Annotated in this window: 26 protein-coding genes; 4 read left to right on the top strand and 22 right to left on the bottom strand. The window is 55.9% G+C overall.

Annotation, left to right across the window (positions count from 1 at the left end):
• Nucleotides 1-275: 275 nt before the first annotated feature.
• From KQX66_RS17500 to infC, 6 genes are all read right to left on the bottom strand, one after another.
• Nucleotides 276-842 (bottom strand): metal-dependent hydrolase, encoded by a 567-nt coding sequence (locus KQX66_RS17500; protein WP_216794090.1) that lies wholly within the window; start codon nucleotides 840-842, stop codon nucleotides 276-278.
• A gap of 115 nt (nucleotides 843-957) precedes the next feature.
• On the bottom strand, nucleotides 958-1,554 hold the full coding sequence (locus KQX66_RS17495; RefSeq protein WP_216794089.1) for a TetR/AcrR family transcriptional regulator: 597 nt from the start codon (nucleotides 1,552-1,554) through the stop codon (nucleotides 958-960).
• A gap of 4 nt (nucleotides 1,555-1,558) precedes the next feature.
• Entirely contained in the window at nucleotides 1,559-2,287 is a 729-nt protein-coding gene (locus tag KQX66_RS17490; protein ID WP_216794088.1) for an MBL fold metallo-hydrolase, read from the bottom strand.
• 241 nt (nucleotides 2,288-2,528) lie between these two features.
• Nucleotides 2,529-3,410 carry a phosphotransferase family protein gene (locus KQX66_RS17485; RefSeq protein WP_216794087.1) on the bottom strand — a complete coding sequence of 294 codons (882 nt, stop codon included), beginning with the start codon at nucleotides 3,408-3,410 and terminating at the stop codon, nucleotides 2,529-2,531.
• Nucleotides 3,411-3,447: 37 nt separating this feature from the next.
• Entirely contained in the window at nucleotides 3,448-4,260 is an 813-nt protein-coding gene (locus KQX66_RS17480) for a class I SAM-dependent methyltransferase (protein ID WP_216794086.1), read from the bottom strand.
• 118 nt (nucleotides 4,261-4,378) lie between these two features.
• On the bottom strand, nucleotides 4,379-4,858 hold the full coding sequence (gene infC, locus KQX66_RS17475; RefSeq protein WP_216794085.1) for a translation initiation factor IF-3: 480 nt from the start codon (nucleotides 4,856-4,858) through the stop codon (nucleotides 4,379-4,381).
• A 63-nt stretch (nucleotides 4,859-4,921) separates the two neighbouring features.
• Between infC and yxiS the strand changes: the two genes are divergently transcribed.
• A complete protein-coding gene (yxiS, locus tag KQX66_RS17470) occupies nucleotides 4,922-5,230 on the top strand; it encodes a protein YxiS (RefSeq protein WP_216794084.1) in 309 nt (102 codons plus the stop codon).
• A gap of 705 nt (nucleotides 5,231-5,935) precedes the next feature.
• On the opposite strand, the gene KQX66_RS17465 is transcribed toward yxiS, so the two are convergent.
• The 5 genes from KQX66_RS17465 to KQX66_RS17445 form a co-directional block, all read right to left on the bottom strand.
• A complete protein-coding gene (locus KQX66_RS17465) occupies nucleotides 5,936-6,175 on the bottom strand; it encodes a YkuS family protein (RefSeq protein ID WP_216794083.1) in 240 nt (79 codons plus the stop codon).
• Between the two features lie 48 nt (nucleotides 6,176-6,223).
• Nucleotides 6,224-6,802, bottom strand: coding sequence for a hypothetical protein (locus KQX66_RS17460; RefSeq protein WP_216794082.1), 579 nt, complete (start codon nucleotides 6,800-6,802; stop codon nucleotides 6,224-6,226).
• 27 nt (nucleotides 6,803-6,829) lie between these two features.
• Nucleotides 6,830-7,609, bottom strand: coding sequence for a (S)-benzoin forming benzil reductase (locus tag KQX66_RS17455; protein ID WP_216794081.1), 780 nt, complete (start codon nucleotides 7,607-7,609; stop codon nucleotides 6,830-6,832).
• Nucleotides 7,610-7,924: 315 nt separating this feature from the next.
• Entirely contained in the window at nucleotides 7,925-8,458 is a 534-nt protein-coding gene (locus KQX66_RS17450; RefSeq protein WP_216794080.1) for an FAD-dependent oxidoreductase, read from the bottom strand.
• Nucleotides 8,459-8,634: 176 nt separating this feature from the next.
• A complete protein-coding gene (locus KQX66_RS17445; protein WP_216794079.1) occupies nucleotides 8,635-9,159 on the bottom strand; it encodes an ADP-heptose synthase in 525 nt (174 codons plus the stop codon).
• Nucleotides 9,160-9,365: 206 nt separating this feature from the next.
• Between KQX66_RS17445 and KQX66_RS17440 the strand changes: the two genes are divergently transcribed.
• On the top strand, nucleotides 9,366-10,283 hold the full coding sequence (locus tag KQX66_RS17440) for a DMT family transporter (RefSeq protein ID WP_216794078.1): 918 nt from the start codon (nucleotides 9,366-9,368) through the stop codon (nucleotides 10,281-10,283).
• Nucleotides 10,284-10,351: 68 nt separating this feature from the next.
• Here the strand turns inward: KQX66_RS17440 and KQX66_RS17435 are convergent, their stop codons facing one another.
• The 3 genes from KQX66_RS17435 to KQX66_RS17425 form a co-directional block, all read right to left on the bottom strand.
• A complete protein-coding gene (locus tag KQX66_RS17435) occupies nucleotides 10,352-10,834 on the bottom strand; it encodes a C40 family peptidase (RefSeq protein ID WP_216794077.1) in 483 nt (160 codons plus the stop codon).
• 162 nt (nucleotides 10,835-10,996) lie between these two features.
• Entirely contained in the window at nucleotides 10,997-12,364 is a 1,368-nt protein-coding gene (locus KQX66_RS17430; RefSeq protein ID WP_216794076.1) for a HAMP domain-containing sensor histidine kinase, read from the bottom strand.
• Nucleotides 12,361-13,050 carry a response regulator transcription factor gene (locus KQX66_RS17425; protein ID WP_216794075.1) on the bottom strand — a complete coding sequence of 230 codons (690 nt, stop codon included), beginning with the start codon at nucleotides 13,048-13,050 and terminating at the stop codon, nucleotides 12,361-12,363. The genes KQX66_RS17430 and KQX66_RS17425 overlap by 4 nt, the downstream gene beginning before the upstream one ends.
• A 134-nt stretch (nucleotides 13,051-13,184) precedes the next feature.
• Between KQX66_RS17425 and KQX66_RS17420 the strand changes: the two genes are divergently transcribed.
• Nucleotides 13,185-13,664: a free L-methionine (R)-S-oxide reductase MsrC gene (locus KQX66_RS17420; protein WP_216794074.1), complete on the top strand. Its 480-nt coding sequence runs from the start codon at nucleotides 13,185-13,187 to the stop codon at nucleotides 13,662-13,664.
• Between the two features lie 87 nt (nucleotides 13,665-13,751).
• Here the strand turns inward: KQX66_RS17420 and KQX66_RS17415 are convergent, their stop codons facing one another.
• From KQX66_RS17415 to KQX66_RS17400, 4 genes are all read right to left on the bottom strand, one after another.
• On the bottom strand, nucleotides 13,752-14,273 hold the full coding sequence (locus tag KQX66_RS17415) for a hypothetical protein (RefSeq protein ID WP_216794073.1): 522 nt from the start codon (nucleotides 14,271-14,273) through the stop codon (nucleotides 13,752-13,754).
• Between the two features lie 20 nt (nucleotides 14,274-14,293).
• Complete coding sequence (locus KQX66_RS17410; protein ID WP_216794072.1) at nucleotides 14,294-14,593, bottom strand: hypothetical protein; 300 nt, start codon at nucleotides 14,591-14,593, stop codon at nucleotides 14,294-14,296.
• Nucleotides 14,594-14,682: 89 nt separating this feature from the next.
• A complete protein-coding gene (locus KQX66_RS17405) occupies nucleotides 14,683-16,986 on the bottom strand; it encodes a thiamine pyrophosphate-dependent enzyme (RefSeq protein ID WP_216794071.1) in 2,304 nt (767 codons plus the stop codon).
• Between the two features lie 38 nt (nucleotides 16,987-17,024).
• Nucleotides 17,025-18,029 carry a 2-oxoacid:acceptor oxidoreductase family protein gene (locus tag KQX66_RS17400; RefSeq protein ID WP_216794070.1) on the bottom strand — a complete coding sequence of 335 codons (1,005 nt, stop codon included), beginning with the start codon at nucleotides 18,027-18,029 and terminating at the stop codon, nucleotides 17,025-17,027.
• 348 nt (nucleotides 18,030-18,377) lie between these two features.
• Between KQX66_RS17400 and KQX66_RS17395 the strand changes: the two genes are divergently transcribed.
• Entirely contained in the window at nucleotides 18,378-19,187 is an 810-nt protein-coding gene (locus tag KQX66_RS17395; protein WP_216794069.1) for an inositol monophosphatase family protein, read from the top strand.
• 75 nt (nucleotides 19,188-19,262) lie between these two features.
• Here the strand turns inward: KQX66_RS17395 and KQX66_RS17390 are convergent, their stop codons facing one another.
• From KQX66_RS17390 to KQX66_RS17375, 4 genes are read right to left on the bottom strand one after another with little or no spacing between them, the layout of a single operon-like run.
• Nucleotides 19,263-20,147, bottom strand: a complete 885-nt coding sequence (locus KQX66_RS17390) for a transporter substrate-binding domain-containing protein (RefSeq protein ID WP_216794068.1) — start codon at nucleotides 20,145-20,147, stop codon at nucleotides 19,263-19,265.
• Nucleotides 20,144-20,911: an amino acid ABC transporter ATP-binding protein gene (locus KQX66_RS17385; protein WP_308647245.1), complete on the bottom strand. Its 768-nt coding sequence runs from the start codon at nucleotides 20,909-20,911 to the stop codon at nucleotides 20,144-20,146. Before KQX66_RS17385 ends, KQX66_RS17390 begins: the two co-directional genes overlap by 4 nt.
• A complete protein-coding gene (locus KQX66_RS17380) occupies nucleotides 20,892-21,578 on the bottom strand; it encodes an amino acid ABC transporter permease (RefSeq protein WP_216794067.1) in 687 nt (228 codons plus the stop codon). Before KQX66_RS17380 ends, KQX66_RS17385 begins: the two co-directional genes overlap by 20 nt.
• Nucleotides 21,559-22,224 (bottom strand): amino acid ABC transporter permease, encoded by a 666-nt coding sequence (locus tag KQX66_RS17375; protein ID WP_216794066.1) that lies wholly within the window; start codon nucleotides 22,222-22,224, stop codon nucleotides 21,559-21,561. The genes KQX66_RS17380 and KQX66_RS17375 overlap by 20 nt, the downstream gene beginning before the upstream one ends.

The raw sequence follows: 22,224 nt of genomic DNA, 5'->3' as shown, positions 1-22,224 counted from the left end.
TGGATAAAAATCCGGCTATCGTGTGAATGAAAGTTGCAATCATCTCATCAGCTCCTTTTTCTGTTTAGGTTCCGGTATCGGCACTAACCGCTTGCTCATGATATACCAGCGGTCCGTATCCCCGGGGTAGGTGGTTCTTCGATCACCTGGTAATCCCTTATCTTTTGAGGTGCCTATGGATGTGATTATAACGGAAATTCAAGTTATTGGAAACAAGGAATAAGGAGACTTCCCATCTCCTGCCAACATGAGATGCAAGCCTCCTCTTCCTTCCTTTAACCAAACACATCTGTTACAAGCGAAAGGGTTAACAACAAGCCCATGATACCGCCCGCCGCAATGGCCCATCCTCGACGGGGTCGTTCCGCCACCGCCGTAACCGACCGAAAATACAGCACGGCACCGAGCAAGACCAAAGCGGATTCCAGCACGATGCTGACCGCCGGGACCTGCCACAAGCCAAAGCCGAGCAAAGGCAAGCCTCCTGCATTCCCCGGAAAAAGAGGCATATCGGCCCGGTGTACGAGCAGATCGAGCAGCCAGTGACTGAATACGACCGAACCGACCGCCACACCTCCTCGTCTCCCCCACAGCTTTCCGGCTCCCCAACCGGCAAGAAAGGCAAGCAGCAAGGCTCCGATCAGGGAGTGCGTGTAATCCGCGTGAATCAGGCTTCCTCCGTAGCCTTCGCCCGCGACAGGCTCCAGCGTCTCCGCACCCGACAGCAGTAAAGGCACGAAAACAACGTCCAACAGCTGCGTACTCAGCATCAGTGCCCATAGCGGAACGTTCGGGGTCTTGGCCTTCACTGCCGCGGCTAGTCCGAAATGACCTGCGAACATGACCTAGCCCTCCTTTTGCAGGTACGAGCTTGCTTTAGCTTTGGCATCCAGCCACCCGCACCCAACCGTGAATAAAAGCACAAAGACGATAAAGCTCATGCCGTTTTCCTCCCTCTCAAGTCGGCTTTGACTCCGCCTTCGCCCACCGCTTCATCTCGTGCAGACCCGCAAGAAAGGTGTCGAGCAGCAGGCGGAAGCTGACGTCGAGATCGAGCGGCAGCCCGAATCCGCCGCGCTGCTCAAGCGATGAAAAGCCGTGCAGAAGGCTGCGCAGTCCGCGTACGGCATGCAGCGCCGCATCGTCCTTCAGCTCGTACGCCTGCAGCGCCCGGATCACGAGATCGACCGTTTCGCCGGCCAATCGCCGCACCTCCTCGTCCTGCGGGTCGGGAGCGCGAAGCGTCGCATCGTACAGGCCCGGATGCGCGCGGGCAAACGTTACATAGGCTTTGCCCAACTCGCGTACCGCATCGTCACCCGAGCGGCCGACTACGGCTTGCGTCATGACGTGCAGAAGCTGCTCCAGGCCGTAGACGGCCAGCTTGCTGCGCAGCCCGCTTAATCCGTTCACATGGTTATAGAGGGAAGGAGACCGAACGTCCAGCTTCTGAGCGAGCGAAGCCAGCGTGACCTCTTCCAGACCGCGGGTATCAGCAATTTCAACCGCGGCTTGCAGGATCGTAGGCAGATCGAGACCGATTCTTGGCGACATCGTTTTACACGCTCCTTTTCGCGGTGAGCGGCAGATTGCGCTCGGCATCGGCAATAGCGCGGCTGATCGCTTCTTCGGGACGGCTGAGCATGCTCCCGTGCCCTGCGGCGAGCAGCGAGGGCCGGTGCTCCCGAAGCTTGCGGGCGCTCTCCAGCGCAAGCTCCTTACTCCAGGTTGCCATGGCCGGGAACGGAAACCAAGGCCGGACTTGACCCGATACGGCGATGCCGCCTCTTGTCTGAAACGCGTCGCCTGCGATCAACGCACAGTTACGGGTGTCCAGGAAAGCCATCGAGCCAGGCGTATGTCCCGGGGCCGCTACAGCCAGCAGCGATCCGATCCGGTCGCCGTCCTGAAGCAGCACGTCTGCGCGTGTCTGCACGTTCTTCGGCACGCCGCCGCGGATCGTAGTATCCGGCTCGCCCGGGTCCAGCGTGACGTCGCCTGCCAGCAGCCGCGCATCCCGGGCGGAAATATACACCGGAACGCCGGGCAGCGTTTGCTTCAGCTTATCGAGCGCGCCGACATGATCGTCGTGCGCGTGGGTCAAGACAATCCGCGTAATCGGCTTCCCGATCGTTTGTGCCGCTTGAAGAATACCCCTGTCACTATACGGCAGTGCCGCATCGATCAATGTCAAGCCGTCGTCCTCTTCGACAAAGTAACAATTTACCGGAAAAATCCGCGGCATAAACGTCAGTTGGTAAACGGTCAGTTCTTGTTTGATTTGCATCGTAATATCGCCCCTTAGTTAAATAACTAATATCGTTAGTTTTATAATAACTAATGACATTAGTTTTTGCAAGCCTATTTTTTTTCGGCGGATGTAAAAACAAAAAAACAGTTACCTTTGAAGATAACTGTTTCTGTTTCCTTATGGACCAAACTTGAAGCAAGCTGAACTTTTGCGCGCCGCGGCCGATCAGCCCGGTTGCCCGTGTCATAGCTCGGCGCCTCATGAAGCCCAGTGCCGCTTACCTATAAGCTTCGATCCCGTCGCGAAACGCTTCGGGGTCGTCGTTCTCCAAACCGAATAACGCTTCCTGCAGCGCGAACGTCCCTTGATAAAATTTCACCCGCTCCAGCAGCCCTTCCATATCCGGATCAAGCTCGATCATATGCTGCAAAAACGGCTCTCCATAAGAAGCGAGCAGCCCCGCATAATCCACCGCCGGGTCCCCCGGACCGGACGAACCGAAATCGAGGATGCCGCTAATTTCGCGCCGCTCCGGATCGTAAAGAATGTTCGAGCCCCCGAAATCGCCGTGAACGAGCATCGGCGTTATTCGAAAATTAGCCTCATTGCCGAGAAAGCCCACAAAGTGCCGCTCCGTCCATTGCTGCGCTTCCCGGTTCATGTGAGGATACAGCTTCGCCCGGATGCGCTCGAACAGGTCCGACCATTCGCGGTAACCGTCATACTCCGGCGCGGACTCTCCCAATGCATCGGCAGGCACGCTGTGCAATTCGTTCAAAAAGGCGGTAAGCTGCCGGGCAATCCTACGAACCATGGCGACACCTGCGCTCTCCAACTCCCCCCACTGCCCGTCCAGTAACGGTTCCCCGGGAATTCTCGGGTAGCCGACAAACACGCTTCCGATCCGTTCGGATTGGAGATTCCACTTCGCCGGGGCCGGGACCGGGATCGACACCCGCTCCTTCACGGTATTCAGAAGACGGACTTCGTAGCGAAGCCGCTCGATTCCTTCCGCATATTTGGGAAATCGGAAAATCCACTCGCCATTGACCAGCAGCACATCGTTGTTTTGACCGGACTCGATAGCCTCAACCTCACGCAACCGCAGCTCAGGACAATAGTGCCTGAGCGATTCCATGTACAAAGCTTTATGTTCCATACGCATCTACTCCCCCGTACCGGGACGCTGCAGCCGTTTAAGCTTCTGCCGGCTTCGTCGCCCGAATCGAGAACAGCATCGGGAAATACTCCTTCCCTTTCATTCTCCACCAGCCGTCCTCGCCTTTCTCCATCAGCCCCGGGAACTTCTCGTACATACAGAAGGGAAACTCATGCACGAATTCGATCCGCAGGCCGGCTTGAATCAGCGCGGTCACGATGGAGCCCAGCGAATGCGCCCATTCGTAGGTGACGGTATTGTTGATCTTGGCGTTCCGGTCGGCATACGTGCCCTCGAGATCGAGTACGATCGCTTCGCCTTCGAAATACGAATAAACCATGCGCAGCTCTCCGTCCACCAGTTCGAAAATATCAGCAAGCGGATGACCTTCGGCAATATAAAAAGTGCCGCCGGGCTTCAGCTTCTCATAGATGATTTCCGCCCACCGCGTCAAGTCCGGCAGCCAGCACAGAACGCCGTAAGACGTGAACACAATGTCAAACGTCTCCTCCGGCAGCGCCTGAGGCACATCATATACATTCGCACATACGAACCGGGCGTCCAGCCCCAGCTTGTCGTTGAGCGAACGCGCCAGCTTGACCGCCTCCTCGGAAAAATCGACCCCGGTCACCCGCGCTCCGAGCCTGGCCCAAGACAAACTGTCCTGCCCGAAATGACACTGCAGATGCAGCATCGACTTCCCCGCCACGTCGCCCAATTCTTCCAGTTCAACCGACAAGAGAGACGAACGGCCCGCCAGAAACGATGCCACGTCGTAAAATTCGGATTGCTCATGCACCGGCGCCCGGTCGTTCCAATTGTCCCGATTCTTGTTCATTCCGTATTCCATATGGAAATCTCCTTCCAGATTACGATCCCTTCCATCCTATCGCAATCCGAAGACAGGTGTAAATACCCAAAATTGGTTGAAGTTAAAAAATCCGCGGCAGCAAACGCTCCCCGCAGCCCTAGTCGGTCAGCGGATCGACTTGAACGGCCGCTTGCTTCCCGCTAAGCTGGATGCCCGTCTTCTTGCGTCCGCTCCCAGCCAAATCGTTCAGCAGCGATTCGAGCAGCTCTTTGGCTTGGGCCCCTTCCTTGCCTTGAATCCGCACAACAAACTGGACGGCGTCCCCGGATTTCAAAATCCGCTCCGCCTGCTGCTTCTTCGTCTCGTAATCGTGCTCCTCGATCTGCGGCGTCAGACGAATTTCCTTCAGCTTCGGCGCCCGTTCGTGCTTGCGGGCTTGCTGCGCTTCCTGTTTCGCCGCCCCTGCGCGGACCAGCTTGCACGGAGGGGGACTGCTCATGAGCGACGTGCAGACCAAGTCGACCTTGAGCTTCCGGGCCATCGCCAGCGCTTCGGCAGTAGGGACGATGCCGAAATCTTCACCGTCGACTCCGGTTAAATGAACTTCGGACGCTTTAATTTTTTCGTTAAGAATCATTGTGAACCCACCTGAACTTTCGATATAATGAACCCATCTTACCGCTTAGAAGGAGATTTTTCAATGAACCGCAAAGAAATCGAAGAGCAAGTCATCCGCAATTATCAGCGGGACGAAAATATTATGATTCTCGCGTTCGCCCAGTGGTGCATCAACCACGGCCTCGATCCCGTCGCGCTGTATGAGCGCGCCTATCCGCAGCAGGAAGCGAACGCCGCGCTTCAGCAAGCGCTGGAGCTAACCGTGCCGAAGGAGGAAGCCGGGGAAGTGCCGGACGATACGCTGCTCGGCGTGCTGTCTATGTTCGGCAACGAAGATCTGGCCTTTGTTGTTACGCAAGAAATCGCAAAGCGTCAAAAGTCCAGACGCTAAGCCCGGCATCACCGGAGCCGGAGTCACAGCTTGGGCCTGCAGCTCGCAGGCTCCCGCCCGGCGCATTCCGCTCCTGCCTGACATCGAACCCTCGTCGTAAAGCCCACTCTCTAAGCGACCGGAACAACGGACAGTACTCCCATTAGTGGAAACGTGCTCCAATGCTCCCGACAATACCAGAGGAACGATCCCCTCCTTTGGTCAACCAATTCCAATCGCTCGCCGCCCACGATAGAGGAACTACCATGCCTTATATCATCCATTTCGCTGCTCTCAGCGTAACTAGAGGAACTGACGTTCGCTAACACCCTCATTCCGCGGAACATGAACATTTTTCGACACGAATAAGTCATCCTGCTTCCTCTAACCCCCGACGAACGATCCAACGTTCCGCTTAACGCATCGCAGTTCCTTTATTTTTCAGCTTCATGTTGTTGTCAGTTGCACTCATTATCGGCCGCACGCACTTGTCTACTGCACGCACTTGTCTACTGCACCTACCATTAGCCACAAACACTTGCCTGCCCCACCCACTTAGCGAATCCGCACAACCCGAAAATCCAACCTATCCATACGCCTCGAAACCCCACACCTATCGCAATTGCAGCCCCACCAATGCATTCTTCTTTACATACAAAAAAGATCGGCTTCAATGGAATCCGGTCCTTTCGGCTGTCCGCCGATGGCTGGCGGAGCGAAGGCGAATCAGCTTAAGCTTTGGTTCACTCGTTCGACAATCTGGTCGGATGTCATGCCTTGAGCATTGATAACGGAAGCTTTCGTTGTGGTTTCCGCGATGCCCAGCACGTCCTTGTCCTGTCCGGATATAACGCAGCAATCGCAATTTTGCAAATTCGCGTTATCGACGGAGACGACTTCGTGCCCGCTTTGCTGCAGCGCGTCCTTTACATCCTGCAAGCTGTTTTCCACTGCAATTCTCGCCATGATCTTCCCTCCTTATCCAGATTGTAGTATGCCGAGCTCCGGCCGCTTTTATTCGCTGTCGCGGGCCCTGCCCTTCCGCTCGCCAACCTCGTCCGCATCGACCAAGCTATCGACTAGATGGGCAAGCAGACTTTCCATATCGCCGATATGGCTTTCATCGATTTTACGGATAAACTCGATATGTATCCGGTAAACGCCTTTTTCATCCAAAAGCCCGCCTCCCGAAAGTCCGGGGCCGTCGTCCGGAACGAATTCCGCCGACCTTTCGTGGCGGATCCGGGCTTCCTCCGCCCACCGGTCCGTCATGGCCCGGTGGAGCTCGGCCGCGTGCTCGCAGTGGCTGAGCGGCATGTCCAGTCGGAGCGTCAGCTTGGCGCCGGGCCGCTCGCCGGGTTCGACGAGCCGGAACCGTTCCCCGGCGAAGTCGGACAGCACGCTGGTCATGCTGATTTCCGCTTGGCAGCAGCCTTCGTCGCGTCGGATGCGCATGCTGAATATCCGTTTCATGCTGGCCAGGTCAATGAAATCTTCCCGGCCGATGACCCGGATCGTTTGCTCCGCATCCAAATCATACAAATGTCCTTCAAGCACTACTTTTAAATTATCGAAAATCGTCGGGTCAAACAAGGTAACTTCCCCTTTCGCTGCATGGCTTTACGCCTGCGGCAAATGGCGGATATCCAGCACGTCTCCCTGAGCGAACCGTCCGCCCTCCACCACGTTTATGATTCGCTCCGCCGCCTCATCGGGCGTATACAGTCCGCCCGTCTGCTTCAGCCCTACGAAGCGCTCCACCTCCGGGAACCGGTCCGGCTCCGTCCCGCGGATCAGCTCCTGCATGCCCGTATCCACGACACCGGGCGCGATCGAAACGACCTTCACCGCCTGCGGCCCGTCGCCTTGCTCCAGCCCGACGCAGCGCGTCAGCATATCCAGCCCGGCCTTGGTGACGCAGTAGCCGCTCCAGCCGGAATACGGCTTTTTCCCCGCGCCGGAGGAAATATTGACGATCGTTCTGGCCGTCGAGGTGGGCCAATCCTTCGTCGCCCGGATAAAAGCGGAGATCAGCAGCATCGGGGCCAGAAGATTAACGTTCATCTGCTCCGTCAGCGTGAGACTATCGGCCTGCTCCAGCGGTATGATCGGCTCCAGCATGCCTGCGTTATTGATCAGCGTGAGGGAATCGAGCGGCTCCTTTTCCAGCGATCGGACGATAGTCGCGATCAGTGTCTCTATCCCGTCCACGCGTTTCAGATCGTATGCATAATGCTCGACCTTCCTCTGAGCTGCAGCTCCGTCCGCACGGTCGCCGGAAACCGTCGTATCCGCAGCGGTCCGTGAAATTCCGATGACGCGGTGCCCGGCAGCGAGCAAGCGGCGGGTCAGAGCCAGTCCTAACCCTTTGGAAGCGCCGGTCACTACATAACCTTTCATCTAGGTTCTCCTTCCACAAAAAACTCCCCTTCCAGCCCGACATGATGCCGCATCGCAGCAAAAGTACGTTAACCTGAAGGGGAACCTCGCTATGGTCCTATTTCTATTGTACCATCGATTGGATTAAATTTCAGCTTTTGCTGTATGCAGGTCTGCCAGCTTGTGCCGGAGATCTCCGCCGATCAAGCTTGCCGAATCCCATGTCTCATTTCGGACGAACAATCCCGCCTTTCCGGTCAAAATCAGGTTCATCCCCCATTAGCGCATCCAGAACAATCCGTCCTCGGGACCGAGCCCGCCCTTCTCCGCCTCCCGTTACAACCAATAAGCGATTTCCGCCGAAGCCTCCATCCCCGTGATGCTGCTGTCGACGACCGCGGCGGACAGCAGGCTTTTTTGCCGCGCAGGCTCCCGCTCCATCCGCGGCTGCTCCACTTTTCGCTTCAGCTCATTTCGGATTTGTTCGGCGGCCGCAACGCTCGTCAACGGGATGCCTCCCTGTTCGGGCGGAGGCGAGACGACGACGCTGCCCAGCGCAAGGACCAGCCGCGCGCCGGCCGTACCATCCGGATAAGCCACTTGAATCGTATGGTGGCTCGCCTTCACGGAGGTTAACGCAGCGGTAATGCAGGTCACCTCATCGTCAAAATAGCAGGAGAACGGTACCCGAAGCTTCGGCTCCCCGGCAGCCGCCTTAAACAGCAGCACCTTTCGCAAGTGGTACGGCTCCTTATCAATCAGGATCAGCCGAACCTTTTGTTTCGCATGGGCATATTGCTTTTGTAACGCCCGGATCACATTCAGACCGGCGTAGCCTCCGCCGACGATAAGGATTGTTTTGCTTTCCATGGTGATCCACCCTCTCGCGTCTTTTATCCTTATGGCGAACGGAATGGCCTGTTTGTGACAGCCTGCGCGAAAAAAATGCAAAAAAGCCAACCGGGCATACCCGGTTGACTTGTCGCCGGTGGCATCCCTCGGTCGGGATTCCGGCATGCATTGGGCTACTGAGCGCGACGCGGCGGTTACGGCTTCATCAAATCCTCTGCGGTTATCCCGTCTTCGACAGCGAATTCAAAATCATAAACGTCATACACTTGAACGGGAACTTCTGCCTGAATGATTTTCTCCATCAATTCAAGCTGGTCCGTCAATATAGGCGCTTTCTCCCGCAGGGAGGTCAGTACAACCTCGGTTTCGATCGGATCAAACGACTCCCCGTATTGGGCATTATCCACGGCATTGATGACCGTGAACGTCACATTCTCGTTGATCGGCAGCGGCGGGCTTGGGCGCCATGGGGCGGCAAGCGCGCGCTCGAGCTTCTTCTTATTGAACGAGTCGTCGAAGAAGGCGATGAGCTCCCCGATTTTCCCTTTGACATGAGCGTCGTCATCCGCGTCCGGCATGACCGGCTCGGGGCTGTCTTTCATTTCGTATAACTCCAATATCGTCGAATACGGAATCAAATATTCCACCGGGCGGCTTGGCGCCATGAGTTCGCCGTATACAGCCACAAGCACCGCCTCGATAACAAAACGCCGGGACATATTCCATTTCCCCCCTATTGTGATGCGTCCGTTCCTAAGTCCGGCCTACATTCTTTCATATCACAATTGGGAATAAAAGTCCAACTTTGCAGACTTTCTCACGCTTTGCCGGCTTTTCAATTCTGGCTCTGTAAGAGTCGGGAATCCAGTGCTATAATAAAGCAATGTGCCTGTAACCGAACGTTATGAAATGGAGAGTTAACCTGATGAATGCTGTGAAACGTTTTCCCGTTCCTTTGCCGCTGCTGCTCGTGATCGGCATCGTCGCGATTTCCTTTTCAGCCATTTTTGTCCGCTGGTCGAATGCTCCGTCGTCGGTCATTGCGATGTACCGGCTGCTGCTGACCGCAGCCATTTTGCTGCCTTTGCTGCTGCGGTACCGCCGCGAAGTGGCTCAGCTGCGCTTAGGCGACTGGGCGGGCTTGTTCTGGTCCGGTCTCGCGCTCGGCCTTCATTTCTTGTTCTGGATGGAATCGCTTAAGCTGACGACGGTCGCAAGCTCGACCGCGATCCTTTCGCTGGAGCCCGTCTTTGTCCTGATCGGCGCATGCCTGTTCCTCGGCCAACGGACGAATCTGCTGGCCGTGCTCAGCATGGCGGTTGCGATTCTGGGAGCGGCCATGATCGGCTGGGGCGACTGGGGGCTGACCGGAGAGGCGCTGCTTGGCGACCTGCTGTCCCTGGTCGGAACGGCGGCGATGGCCGTGCAAATCCTGCTTGCCAAAAGCATGCTGAAGCGCATTCCCGCCTTTGTCTTCAGTTTCTTCGTCTTTGTGCTTGCCGCCTTGGTGCTCGCCGTATATAATGTGGCGGCGGGATTGCCTTTTACCGGCTACGACTCGAAAGAATGGGGCATTTTTCTCCTTCTGGCCGTCGTTCCGACGCTGTTCGGCCACTATTTGTTCAACTGGCTGCTTAAGTATATGCGTCCCGAATCCGTATCGATGAGCGTCCTGGGGGAGCCGCTGGGCGCAACGATTCTGGCCTATCTGCTGCTTGGCGAGAGCATCACGTGGATGCAAGCTGCCGCCGGCTTCGTCCTGTTGTCCGGGGTATGGATGTTCCTCCGCTCGAACGAACGGGAAGCCGTCGCCGCCCAGACCGGCAGAACAGAGATGACCTAATACGCAAAAAGCCGCTGCTTCCCGGAAAACCGGGGGCAGCGGCTTTTTTCATGCGCCTTTGTCTGTGATTAAAGTACGCGGCGTGCCGTCGTATAGTGCTTGCTCCACCAGCCGCTGTTCAGATCGGAGATGGTAACACCCGGCTTACCGTACGTGTGCATAATTTTCCCGTTACCTATATAAACCGCAACGTGATGAATCGGAGAGTAGAAGAAGACCAGGTCTCCCGGCTTCAATTGGCTTTTTGGCACATAGGAGCCGACTTTGGATTGAGCTTTAGACGTACGCGGCAACTTCACACCGTATTTGCCGTAGATCGTCGCCGTGAAAGAAGAGCAGTCGAATACTTTGGTGTTACCGACGCGCGCACCGAACTTGTAAGGGGTGTGCAGGTAGCTTTTCCCTGTGGAAATAATGCTTTGCGCTTTAGATGCGGAATACGCGTAAGCACTATTGGCCGGAGCCGCAAGCGTGCTGCCGAACAAAAAAGCTGTACACAAGCCGATCGACAGTGCCATGTTCCCCCAGCGTTTTCCAAACAGTTGTTTCATCTGTAACGTCCTCCTTGAAGTTAGGTTTGGCTGATTGCCCGTAACCCACTATAGCACAGATGAAAACGTGGTTTTTTTCGCCAAATTCCGCTTAAGGCCTGCCGTTCGGCGCTTCAGAGCCGTTTATTAGAAATCCGTGAGAAAACTCTCATAGGTTCTTAATTAAAACGCTGTCAAGGATGTTTTTGGCAATTTGACTGTCGCCGTCGTCCCCTTCCCTTCCTCGCTGTCCAAGCGGATCGAGCCTTGATGCAGCTCGACAATTTGCTTCGCGATCGCCAGGCCCAGACCCGATCCTCCGGTGCCCCGGCTTCTTGCTTTATCCACCCGGTAGAACCGCTCGAACAGCAAAGGAAGCTCCTCGGACGGAATCCCCATTCCTTGATCCGTCACCCGGATAACCACGTAACGCTCCTCCTCGTCGCATTCGACTAGAACGTTCTTCCGACTATACTTGATCGCATTGTCCAGAAGGATGATCAGCAGTTGCTTCAGCCTTGCCTCATCGCCGATGCACTGGATCTCCTCCGAACCGATGCGGACAATAACCTCTCTTTCGAACGCACGGCGCATTTGCTCGGCGGTCGAGCGGATGAGCTCCGCGATGCGGACGGGGTGCAGCTCCGCTTGCGCGTGACGTTCCACCTCCGCCAGCCGCAGCAGAGCGTCGATGAGCCCCTTGAGGCGTACGGTTTCCGAATGAATCGCATTCAGCGCCTCCTGTTGGATGGCAGGGTCCTGGCCTCCCCATCGGCGCAGCAGCGACGTATAGCTTTCGATGACGGTCAGCGGCGTTTTCAGCTCATGCGAAGCGTCCGCGACAAAATGCTTCTGCCTCCGGTCGTTCTCCTGCAAACGCACGATCATTTCATTGAACGTTCGGCCAAGCTCGCCAAGCTCGTCCTTTTTTACCGTGAACTGGGGGCTGAGCAGTATAAAATCTCCTTTGCTCCGGATTGTTCGCATCGTCTCCAGCAATTGGCGGATCGGACGCACGAGCGCCTTCGTATAGAAAAAACCGACGAGCGGCGAAAACAGCAGCACGCTGCCCGTCGTCACCGTGAGTCCCGTAACCAGAAGGTCCATAAAAGCGGCGACGACATTCAGCCCTTTTCCGAGCTCCAGAAGCCCGATCTGCACGTGGTTTTTGCCGACGACCGGTACTTGAACGAACAAAATCAGCAGGCCCAGCTCGTTCTGCACGACGGTATGATAGTGCGTCCGGTACGTCGCCGGGTGGGCCGACAGCTCCTCGCTTGACGACACTTGCGCGCGCACGGCCCCGTCGGGCGAAACGATTCGAATGAGCGTGTCGGACTCCAAATATTGTTGCAATTGGCCGGAATTCCAATGGGATGGAGCATAAATCTCCGGATCGCGCAAAATGATTTGCGCTTTATTCCACAGCTGCCGCACTTCGTTATCCGTCGTCTTCTTCAAAATATAGTAATAAATGAACCAGTTGAAAAAGACGACGATCAACAAAATCCACACGCACGACAGCAGCATCAGTCGCGTCCGCAGGCTCATGGCTCGGGGTCCGCCAGTTCGTAGCCGACGCCTCGCGCGGTCTTGATCAGCTTGGGCTGATAGCCTTTGTCGACCTTCTGGCGCAAATAGCGGATATAGACATCCACAATGTTAGTGTCGCCTACAAAATCGTAGCCCCACACGTCGGAAATAATTTGTTCCCTTGTCAGGACGTGCCCTTTGTGCTGAATCAAATATTGCAGCAGATCGAACTCCTTGGGCGTCAGTTCAATCAAGTTGTCTGCACGCGTCACTTTTCGCGCCTTGAGATCGACGGTCAAGTCCGCCGCACTCAGCGTGTCGGCCTCCGGCTTATGCCGGCTCGTCAGTCCGATCAAGTTGCGGACACGCGCCAGCAGCTCCTCGATCACGAACGGCTTCGTAATGTAGTCGTTCGCACCCTGATCGAACCCGCTGACAATATCGGGCGTTGCATCGCGGGCCGTCAGCAATATGACAGGCACTTCCACATTGACTTGACGGATGCGCCGCAGCACTTCCAGCCCGTTCCATTCCGGAAGCATAACATCCAGTAAAATAAGGTTCCAAGGCTTGGAAGTAGCCAATCTGGCCCCTTCCCGGCCGTCATGCGCCGTCTCGACCTCGTAGCCCTCGTGTTCGAGCTCAAGTGTCAGCACCCGGGCGATATGTTCTTCGTCTTCAATGACCAGAATAGATTGCGTCATACGATCTCCTGCAGCCGTTTGTATACAGGGTAACCATTCAAACCGGACCGTATTCCGCTTTTCGGCGCCTTGACGTCCCATGGAAAATATGCTAATTTCAGCGTAATCTGCCGCCAAAAAAGGAGTCGTCGTATATGTTTCATGCCTCAGCCTACACGGGAACGCGCGAGGAAAATTACAAGCTGCTCATTTCCCAGTTGTCCGCGCTTATCGAAGATGAGCCGAACCGGATTGCCAACCTGGCCAACGCCGCTGCACTGCTGAACCAGTTTCTGGAGCGGATCAACTGGGTCGGCTTTTATTTATTCGAGGAAGGGGAGCTGGTGCTCGGACCTTTCCAAGGCTTGCCCGCTTGCGTACGTATTCCGCTCGACAAGGGCGTCTGCGGCCGTGCAGCCAGCCTCCGGGAAACGGTCCGCGTCGCGGACGTTCATCAATTTCCCGGCCACATCGCTTGTGACGCCGCTTCGCAGTCGGAGATCGTCGTCCCGATTCTCCATGCCGAGCGCCTGATCGGCGTGCTGGACATCGACAGCCCGGAGAAAAATCGTTTCGACGAGACGGATCAGCATTATTTGGAGCTGTTTGCGCTAAAGCTCGCTGAACGGATGTAACGGTAGGACGCATTTGATCTGCATGAAAAAACCGGGATTTTGAAACGGTTTCCCGCTCGAACCCCGGTTTTCTCCATAATCCCAAATTTAACCTTCTTTCTTTTTGTTCGCAGCTTCCTGCCGCTCGCTGCCGAAGGCCATGACAAGATTTTGAATTTTTTGCAGCCGGATATACTCGTTCTGCTTCAGATCGCTGCGGAAGTACGCGTATAAATACGCCCCCTCCAAAAAGCTGAGTCCGGGATAGCATACGAGATCTGAATTCGTATACGGGTTATCGAGCAGCACCTGCCACTCCCCTTCGCGCTCCTTGGCCGGAATAGTCTCCAGCACCGTTTGCTTGTATGCGGCAATCCGCTCGAATTCGTCCCATATGTTAACCCAGGATGGGCTAAATGTCTCCGGCTCGGGAAACAACCGCCGGGCCTGCTCCAGCAGTCCGTTCACGGATGCGATGTCGCCGTCCGAAAATTGCTTGAGCCGGTCCCGGAAGCCTTCGAGCAGCAGCCGGAAGGCGGTAAAGCCCTGACGTTGAATCGATTCCTGAATGGCGGCTAGCTCCTGCTCGTTGCCCGCCGCTTCGAAATCGGCAAAAGGGTTTGTATTCATCAAAACTACCATTCCCCGTTTTATAGTCGTTCGGGAGCGGAATGAACGGTTAGCTGGCCGTCTTCGCTCAGGCGTACCCGGCGCGACGGATCGTTCTTCAGCTTCACGTTGCAGAGCTTGACACGATCCTCTTTGATCAAAAGGATATGCCAATGATCAGGGTGATCATACCCGATGCTCTCCAGAAAAGCATGCTTGTCCGCCTCGGCCTGCCCCTCGTCTTCCCACTGTTTGACGCCGAAATAATCGAAATCGTATACGTTTTTTTGAAGGCATGCGGCGATTTCGCCGGAATCGGCATGTCTCAGTACATAAGGCATCGAAACTCCTCCGAATCGGTTCAGAAAATGAAAAGGCGCAAGCTCAACAGTACGAGTTTGCGCCTGAGGTTCGTGCCGGCCTTACCTTATTACAGGTAAGGATTTTCGTGCTTCGCCTTGAGACGGCTCCAGCGGCGTTCGACTTCGTTCTCGAACGATTGCAGCGCCTCCGCATATTCGGGCTTCGTCAGGTGCTTCGTCTTGCCCATATTTTTCAACCAGTCGCCGACCGGAATCCGCTTGTTCTTCTCTTCCGGATTGAACGTGATCGTCGTCACGCCGTTCTCCACTTCGTACAGCGGGAAGAAGCAGGAGTTGACGGCTTGATCGATCAGCGATTGCCCGATTTGTTCCTCGGACAGCCAGTTAAGCGGACAGGTGATAAGGATTTTGCCGTAAACCAGACCTTCGTTCTGCGCATAGTACTGCGCCTTGGCGGCTTTTTTCAGCAAATCCTGCGGGTTCGCTTCGGAGCCGGTGAACACGTAAGGAATGTTCGTCGCGGCCATAATCTGCGGCGTGTCCTTATGGTGGAACAATTTGCCGCCCTGATGCTTCCCGACGTTGGACGTGGAGGTCCGGTGGCCGAGCGGCGTCGAATAGGACAGCTGCGCGCCGGTGTTCATATAGCCTTCGTTATCGTATTCGAGAATGATCATTTTATGATTGCGAAGCGCAGCGCCGATGGCCGGGCCCATCCCGATGTCCATCCCGCCGTCGCCGGTGATCATGACGAACGTGAAGTCGTCCGGCAGGTTCAGATGCTCCAGCTCGCCGCGGCGTTTGCGCTCCCAGAACATTTCCACGACGCCGGAGAGCGTTGCCGCGCCGCTTTGGAACAAGTTATGAATGTAGGTCGCTTTATGCGAAGAATAAGGATACCCCGTCGTTACGACCATCGCGCAGCCGGTATGGAACAGCGCCACAATATCTCCTTCGATCCCTTTGAAGAACAGCTCAAGACCGGAGAAAATACCGCAGCCCGGACAGGCCCCGTGCCCCGGCGCAAGCCGCTTCGGCTTCTTGGTCAGCTGGCGGATCGGCGGAACCTTTACCTTCAATCGACCCGTCGTCTCGTCTTTGTCGACCGTAATCAATCCAGTCTTCAGATCCTCGTATTTCATCGGCTCGATGACACGCTGCGGCTTCTTGTCGGGATCGCCCGGCGTATGCCCGTAATAATCGAACGGAACGTCGACCCGGCCTTTTTGGACCGCTTCGATCGCCAATTCGAACAGATGATGGCCGTCCTCGGCGTAAAAGTCTTTGCCGCCCAGCCCGTAAATCCGGCTGATGACCATCGTATCGCGGTTGCCTTCCGTGAACAGCGCCGCTTTGATCTCCATCGTCATGTTGCCGCCGTACGCGCCGTACGAATCCGCGCGGTCGCCGATCGTGACGGCTTTGACGTTTTTGAGCGCTTCGGCAATCTGCTTCTGAGGGAACGGGCGAATCATATTCGGCGCGATCGAGCCGGCTTTGATGCCTTTGGCCCGCAGTTGGTCGACGACATCTTTAATGATCTCGGACGCCGAGTTCATCAGGAATACCGCCACTTCGGCGTCTTCCATCCGGTACAGGTCGAGAATCGGATAATCGCGGCCCGTCAGCACCTGGTATTCTTGACGGATGCGGTCGAATACTTCTCCGGCATTGTACATGGCAACGGATTGCTGATAGCAGTTGTTGATGTAGTCCGGCTCGTTCATGTAAGGTCCTACCGTAATCGGATTGTTGCGGTCAAGCACGTGAGGGAACTGCTTCGGCTGCTCGCCGATGAAGGCATGCACGTCCGATTTGTGGGCGAACGTTTGCACGCGGCGTTTTTGGTGAGAAGTGAAGTAGCCGTCGGAAGCGACGATGACCGGCAGGCGAACCTCCGGATCTTCGGCCAGCTTGATGGCTATAATATTCATATCGTAGACGGCTTGCGGATCGCGGCACATCAAGATCGGCCAGCCTGTATTGAGCGCGTAATACAGGTCCGAATGGTCGCCGTGGATGTTCAGAGGCCCGGATACCGAGCGGCAAACGAGGTTCAAGACCATCGGGAACCGGGTCCCGGATTGTACCGGCATCTGCTCCAGCATATACAAGTAACCGTTCGCGCTGGTCGCGTTGAACACGCGTCCACCCGCGGTGGAAGCCCCGTAGCAAATCCCTGCCGAGCCGTGTTCGCCGTCCGCCGGGATCAGCTTGATATCATGCTGGCCGTTCGCCTTCATCAGATCGAGGAACTGCGCGACCTCCGTCGACGGCGAAATCGGAAAGTAACCCATAATATGGTAATTAATCTGGTGAGCCGCATAAGCCGCCATCTCGTTGCCGGATTCATAAACCATCCGCTGCTCGACCGTACCTTGGCTGACCTCTTTGTTAATCTCAATAGCCATTAGTTTGGTTCACCTCTCCCTGCTAACAGGTATTTATCTTACTGGGCCAAGCTAAAACGATGCGGTACGCGATGTTCATCCGCGTAGCCTTCCGTCTCGCGGTTAGAGGACAGCGCTTCGGTCGGACAGGCGACGACGCACTTCAGACAGCCTTTACAGTACTGGTAATCAATTCCTTGCAAGAACATTTGCGGGCGTCCTTTTTTGTCCGGCTGTTCGTCCCACACGAAGCAAAAGTCGGGACAGGCGGTATCACAGGCCGCGCAGTGAATGCATTTCTCGTCGTCAAAATGCGGCATCATCCCGCTGCGGGATATGCTGAGGTCCTTCAGGATGCTGTTCCCCGGATTCGCCACCATCCCGCCGATCGGCTGGGTCTCGTAACCGTACACCGGAATATCCCACCGTTTCGGCAGCGGCATCTCTACGCCCTCCGGCAGCGCGTACGTCTGGAATTGCACCTCGTCATAGCCGCGCTGGAACGTGCGCAGGGCAGGCTCGACCGCGCCGGGATATTTTTTCTCCAGCGATTTGCGGATAATGCCTTTCATGTGTTCGAAATCGAGGAAGTCGCACAGCCGGAACAGACTGCCCAACATCGCCATGTTGACGCGGTTTTTCTCCTCCAGCGCAATGCCGGTTGCATCGACCACCGCAATGGTGCCGCCGATCAGCTTCATTTTTTCTTTAAGGGCTTCCGGACTTTTGGCCGAATTGACCAGAACCAGACTATCCTCGTAAATTCCGCTGATCACGTTGACCGTTTTCGACAAGTTTTCATGAAAAATGCCAACGACATGCGGACGTTCCACCGGGGTCGTATCGCGAATATTCGTATTTATGTCGCAAAAACGGATATGCGCTTTAACCGGCGAGCCTTTTTTCTCCGAACCGTAAGAAGAAAAGCTCACGCCGTTGAACCCGCTTCCAACGACGCCAGCCTCCGCAAGCATTTTCCCCGCCAGGTTGGCTCCCAAGCCGCCGATGGATTCGAGCCGAATTTCAAAGAAGCCGAGGTCGTTCGTTTTCGGTAGAACTCTCATCTGTTCAACTCCCCTCATGTTTGAAAAGTTATACTATTTCCACAATTCAGTATACCAGTTTATACCTGCCTCGCATAGGGCTTTTGGCTTGAAAGTTTCGTGTCGCAAGCGCTTTCGTCAACAAAGCTTCCATTGCTCGAGCACTTGACCTGACACGATTTTCAAAGTAGTATTTATTCATACTACTATAAGAGAGTGGAATGGCGTATGCATCGAATTGCTTATGTTGTTGGAAACGGACCGGCCGGCCGTCGTCACAACATGCCGATGACGCACATCGAAGTCGACTATGAAAAGCTGCTTGCCTAATTTGCCTAATACTATGAAAAGCGAAGGATGGGATACGGAATGACTGGGATCGATATTGCGTTTTGCATAGGACTTATGAAAGAGGTCGGAGACGACCTGTATGCGAAATTTGCGGAGACGCAAGGAACCCCGCCGCACGATTTCGAGGAGCTTGCACAGCGGTTTCGGCAGCTTAACGGCCAAGCCGGGGAGGCGATCCGCTCTGCGCTGCAAACGAACTACCCGGCCATCCGCTGGTCCGACGGGGAGTTCGATCTGGAAGAACAGCGCCAAGCCATGCGTTCGGGCGATTACTGGATCTGCGATCCGATGGATGGGGCGTTTCACTTTTTTCAAGGCTTCACGTTCTGGTCTACGGCGCTCTGTCTGATCCGGGACGGCGTTCCGGTGTTTTCCGCCGTATACGACCCGTGCCACCGCGAGCTGTTTCATGCGGTGCAGGGCGAAGGCGCTTATTTAAACGGGGTACGGATTGGCGCGGGCAAAAAGCAGGAGCTGAAACATGCCGTCGTCGCCACCTCCCATCCCACCCTGGTTTCCAAAGACGGCACGCTGATGCAGACGGTTCAAGGGCTTTCACGGGTCATGTCCCGTGCGATGATCACCCGGATGCTGGGCTCCGTGTCGCTACAGCTCGCTTATGTCGCAAGCGGGAGGCTGGACGCCTACTGGGAGCACGGGAACGACACCTTCGATTGGCTGCCCGGCGCGTTGCTGGTGCAGGAAGCTGGAGGCACGGTCACGAATACGGAAGGCCGCCCGTTCGGGCAAGGTCCCGGCGGAATCGCAGCCGCCAGCCGTACGCTTCACCCGCAGTTGGTCGCCGCCTTACACGAGGAGGTCGTTTGACAAGCCCCGCGAGAGGAGACTAAATCAAAAACCAAGCCCTAACATGCCGTTGGGCTTGGTTCCCTTTTTCATAAACTATTGCCACTTGCCGCCTTCGACGATAATTTCGTTTGGATCGACGTCCGGACCGAGCTCTGCCCTTACATATTTATCATAGAGCTGGAGCAGAAATTTTTCTTTCCCGAGCGCCTCCAGCTCCTGATTGACCCATTCCCGCAGCTCGCTGTTTCCTTTTTTCACCGCCGGAGCGATCGGTGCTTCTTTCTCCAACTTCTCGGGAAGCACGGTGAAGCCGGCATTTTTACGCACCCAGCTCAACAAGATCAGGCTGTCTTGGGCATAAGCGGGGCTCCGCCCGTCCTTCAGCGCTTGAAGCGACTCGGTATTTTTCTCAAATTTGATCAGTTCGACGTCCGGCCGGTTTTTGGTCAGAAAAATATCGGCGGTCGTTCCTTTCGTGACGATCACTTTTTTCCCTTTCAAGTCGGCCAGCGACTTGATGCCGCTATCGTCGCGCACGATGACCTGCGTCGCCGCCTTCAAATTCGGGTTGGTGAAGTCGACCGCCTGCTTCCGTTCCTCGGTCACTGTCATGTTGGCGACGATAAGATCGACCTTGTCGCTTTGCAGGAAAGGAATGCGGCTTGACGGTTCGACGACCACGAACTCGATTTTGCTTTCATCCCCGAGGAGATCCTTGGCAAACCGCCTCGCCAAGTCGTTGTCGAAACCGACAAGCTTGCCCTTCTCGTCCGTAAAGCCGAACGGAGGCTTATCCGAAAACACGCCGACGATCAGCTTGCCGCGGTCTTTGATTTTTTGCAGCGCGCCTGCCTGTTTCGGCTCCGAAGCAGCTCCCGACTTCGGATCGTTCGTCGCCTTTCCGCCCGTACCGCAGGCGGCAAGCAAACCCGCCAGCAGGCTTAAAATCAATATGGATATGTTTCTCTTTTTTATCATCCGCTCTCTCTCCCTTTCCATGTCTCCAAAAGCAAAAATTTGTCCAAAAAGCGCCGGGCCCGCTCCGTTTTCGGTTTCGTAAAGAACGTGTCCGGCGAGCCCGTCTCGCAGATTCTCCCTTCGTCCATGAAGACGATCCGGTCGGCTACGGCCCGGGCAAAGCCCATTTCGTGGGTGACGATCACCATCGTCATGCCCTGCTCGGCCAAACCGAGCATAACCTCCAGCACCTCCTTGACCATCTCGGGGTCCAGCGCCGCCGTGACCTCGTCGAAGAGAATAACCTCCGGGTTCATGCACAGCGCCCGCACAATGGCAATTCGCTGCTGCTGACCGCCCGAAAGCTGCCTCGGGTAGGCATGCTTCTTATCGAGCAGCCCGACGCGCTCAAGCAGCTTCTCCGCCTGAGCCTCGGCTTCCCGTTTGGAGCGGCGCTGGGCCTTGAGCGGACCGAGCAGGATATTGTCGAGAACGGTCAAGTGCGGGAACAGATGGTAGCTCTGAAATACCATGCCGATCTGCTGTCTGATGTGCTGCCAGCGGACGTTCCCCGAGGTCAGCTCTTGTCCGCAAAACCGGATGCTGCCGGCTTGGGCCGTCTCCAGTCCGTTCAAGCACCGCAGCAAGGTGCTTTTGCCGCAGCCGCTCGGCCCGAGGATGACGACGACCTCGCCTTTGGCAATCTGAAGATCGATCTCTCGCAGCACCCAATGCCCGTCGAATGCTTTGCTTACCTTCGTCAGTTCAAGCAAAATCCCGGACACCCGCCTCTCCCCCTTTTCGCAGTTTATTTTCCAGTTTTCTGGATAAGACGGACAGCGGATAGCACAGCGCAAAATAAAGCAGGAACAGCGTGCCGTAGATCAGCACGGATTCGCCCGTCCGCTCGATAATTTGCTGCCCCGTCTTGATGATTTCCGTAACGCCGATCAGGACGGCGAGCGACGTCGTTTTGACGATGCGCGTATACACGTTGATAACAGGTGGAATCATGCGGCGCAGCGCCTGCGGAAGCAGGACGTGGACATAAAGCTGCACCGGGCTCAGGCCAATCGATTGCCCCGCTTCCTTCTGCCCCTTGGGCAGCGAGATCAGGGCGCCGCGGACCACCTCGCCGACCTCCGTCATCCCCCACAGCGACAGCACCAGAACGGCGCAGGCGAAGCCGGACAGATCGATGCCGAAGAAGATGGGCAGACCGAAGAAAAAGAAAAACAGCCAGACCAAAATCGGAATCGACCGGAACAGCTCCAGATACGTCCGGGTAAGCACACCCAGCCAGCGGCTGCGGGAAGCCCGAAGAACACCGAACACAAGGCCGCCGAACGTGCTGCACACGATGCAGTACAACGCGAGCGTTAACGTCTGGAGCAAGCCTTTGCCAAGCTGGGGAAGCGATACGATCAAAAGATCAAATCCCGAACTGGCCATGCCGGAACCTCCTTTCCATCCATGAAAGCAAGAAGGACAGCGGCAGGAAAAGCAGCACATACAGAAAGGTCATCAACAGAAGCATTTCGTAGGTTTTGTAGTACAGCGCGATGTAGTTCGTGGTGGTGTACAAAATTTCAGGGATGGCTACCGCAGAAACGACCGTCGTTTCTTTCAGAACAAAAATAAAATTCGCAAACAAGGACGGTGTCGCAATCCGCAGCGCTTGAGGCAGAACGATAATACGAAACAACTGCCAGCGGGACAGGCCGAGCGCCAGCCCCGATTCCTTCTGGCTCCCGGATACGGCCTCGATTCCTGCGCGGAATACCTCCGTGAAATACCCGCCGCCGAGGAACGTCAGCGCGAGTATCGCCGTCGCGTAATTGGACAGATGGATACCCAGAGACGGCAGCGCAAAATAAACGAAAAACAGCTGAATCAGCAGCGGCGTATTCCGCGCGAGCTCGACGTAGGCACGTATAACCCAGGTTAGCCCGCGTACCCGGAAAAAGATAACGGCCGAGTTCAGCGCAGCCACGAGCAGCGAAGCGACGATGGCGATTCCGGCGACGGCAAGCGTCACGAGTGCCGCATGGCCGAAGTCCGGCAGATGGTCGAACATGAATGCGGTATCGAGTGTCAT

It is taken from the genome of Paenibacillus oleatilyticus (assembly GCF_018998565.1).
GTDB lineage: Bacteria > Bacillota > Bacilli > Paenibacillales > NBRC-103111 > Paenibacillus_G > Paenibacillus_G oleatilyticus.
This window is presented reverse-complemented; position numbering and strand designations above follow the sequence as displayed.

Coding starts and splice junctions, on each gene's coding strand:
- KQX66_RS17390 (WP_216794068.1), bottom strand. CDS start 20,147: ATGATAAAAAAGAGAAACATATCCATATTGATTTTAAGCCTGCTGGCG.
- KQX66_RS17380 (WP_216794067.1), bottom strand. CDS start 21,578: ATGGCCAGTTCGGGATTTGATCTTTTGATCGTATCGCTTCCCCAGCTT.
- KQX66_RS17425 (WP_216794075.1), bottom strand. CDS start 13,050: ATGACGCAATCTATTCTGGTCATTGAAGACGAAGAACATATCGCCCGG.
- KQX66_RS17495 (WP_216794089.1), bottom strand. CDS start 1,554: ATGTCGCCAAGAATCGGTCTCGATCTGCCTACGATCCTGCAAGCCGCG.
- KQX66_RS17485 (WP_216794087.1), bottom strand. CDS start 3,410: ATGGAACATAAAGCTTTGTACATGGAATCGCTCAGGCACTATTGTCCT.
- KQX66_RS17435 (WP_216794077.1), bottom strand. CDS start 10,834: ATGAAACAACTGTTTGGAAAACGCTGGGGGAACATGGCACTGTCGATC.
- KQX66_RS17375 (WP_216794066.1), bottom strand. CDS start 22,224: ATGACACTCGATACCGCATTCATGTTCGACCATCTGCCGGACTTCGGC.
- KQX66_RS17430 (WP_216794076.1), bottom strand. CDS start 12,364: ATGAGCCTGCGGACGCGACTGATGCTGCTGTCGTGCGTGTGGATTTTG.
- KQX66_RS17500 (WP_216794090.1), bottom strand. CDS start 842: ATGTTCGCAGGTCATTTCGGACTAGCCGCGGCAGTGAAGGCCAAGACC.
- KQX66_RS17445 (WP_216794079.1), bottom strand. CDS start 9,159: ATGTCCCGGCGTTTTGTTATCGAGGCGGTGCTTGTGGCTGTATACGGC.
- KQX66_RS17480 (WP_216794086.1), bottom strand. CDS start 4,260: ATGGAATACGGAATGAACAAGAATCGGGACAATTGGAACGACCGGGCG.
- KQX66_RS17490 (WP_216794088.1), bottom strand. CDS start 2,287: ATGCAAATCAAACAAGAACTGACCGTTTACCAACTGACGTTTATGCCG.
- KQX66_RS17400 (WP_216794070.1), bottom strand. CDS start 18,029: ATGAGAGTTCTACCGAAAACGAACGACCTCGGCTTCTTTGAAATTCGG.
- KQX66_RS17465 (WP_216794083.1), bottom strand. CDS start 6,175: ATGGCGAGAATTGCAGTGGAAAACAGCTTGCAGGATGTAAAGGACGCG.
- KQX66_RS17395 (WP_216794069.1), top strand. CDS start 18,378: ATGACTGGGATCGATATTGCGTTTTGCATAGGACTTATGAAAGAGGTC.
- KQX66_RS17405 (WP_216794071.1), bottom strand. CDS start 16,986: ATGGCTATTGAGATTAACAAAGAGGTCAGCCAAGGTACGGTCGAGCAG.
- KQX66_RS17415 (WP_216794073.1), bottom strand. CDS start 14,273: ATGAATACAAACCCTTTTGCCGATTTCGAAGCGGCGGGCAACGAGCAG.
- KQX66_RS17420 (WP_216794074.1), top strand. CDS start 13,185: ATGTTTCATGCCTCAGCCTACACGGGAACGCGCGAGGAAAATTACAAG.
- infC (WP_216794085.1), bottom strand. CDS start 4,858: ATGATTCTTAACGAAAAAATTAAAGCGTCCGAAGTTCATTTAACCGGA.
- KQX66_RS17440 (WP_216794078.1), top strand. CDS start 9,366: ATGAATGCTGTGAAACGTTTTCCCGTTCCTTTGCCGCTGCTGCTCGTG.
- KQX66_RS17450 (WP_216794080.1), bottom strand. CDS start 8,458: ATGGAAAGCAAAACAATCCTTATCGTCGGCGGAGGCTACGCCGGTCTG.
- KQX66_RS17455 (WP_216794081.1), bottom strand. CDS start 7,609: ATGAAAGGTTATGTAGTGACCGGCGCTTCCAAAGGGTTAGGACTGGCT.
- KQX66_RS17410 (WP_216794072.1), bottom strand. CDS start 14,593: ATGCCTTATGTACTGAGACATGCCGATTCCGGCGAAATCGCCGCATGC.
- yxiS (WP_216794084.1), top strand. CDS start 4,922: ATGAACCGCAAAGAAATCGAAGAGCAAGTCATCCGCAATTATCAGCGG.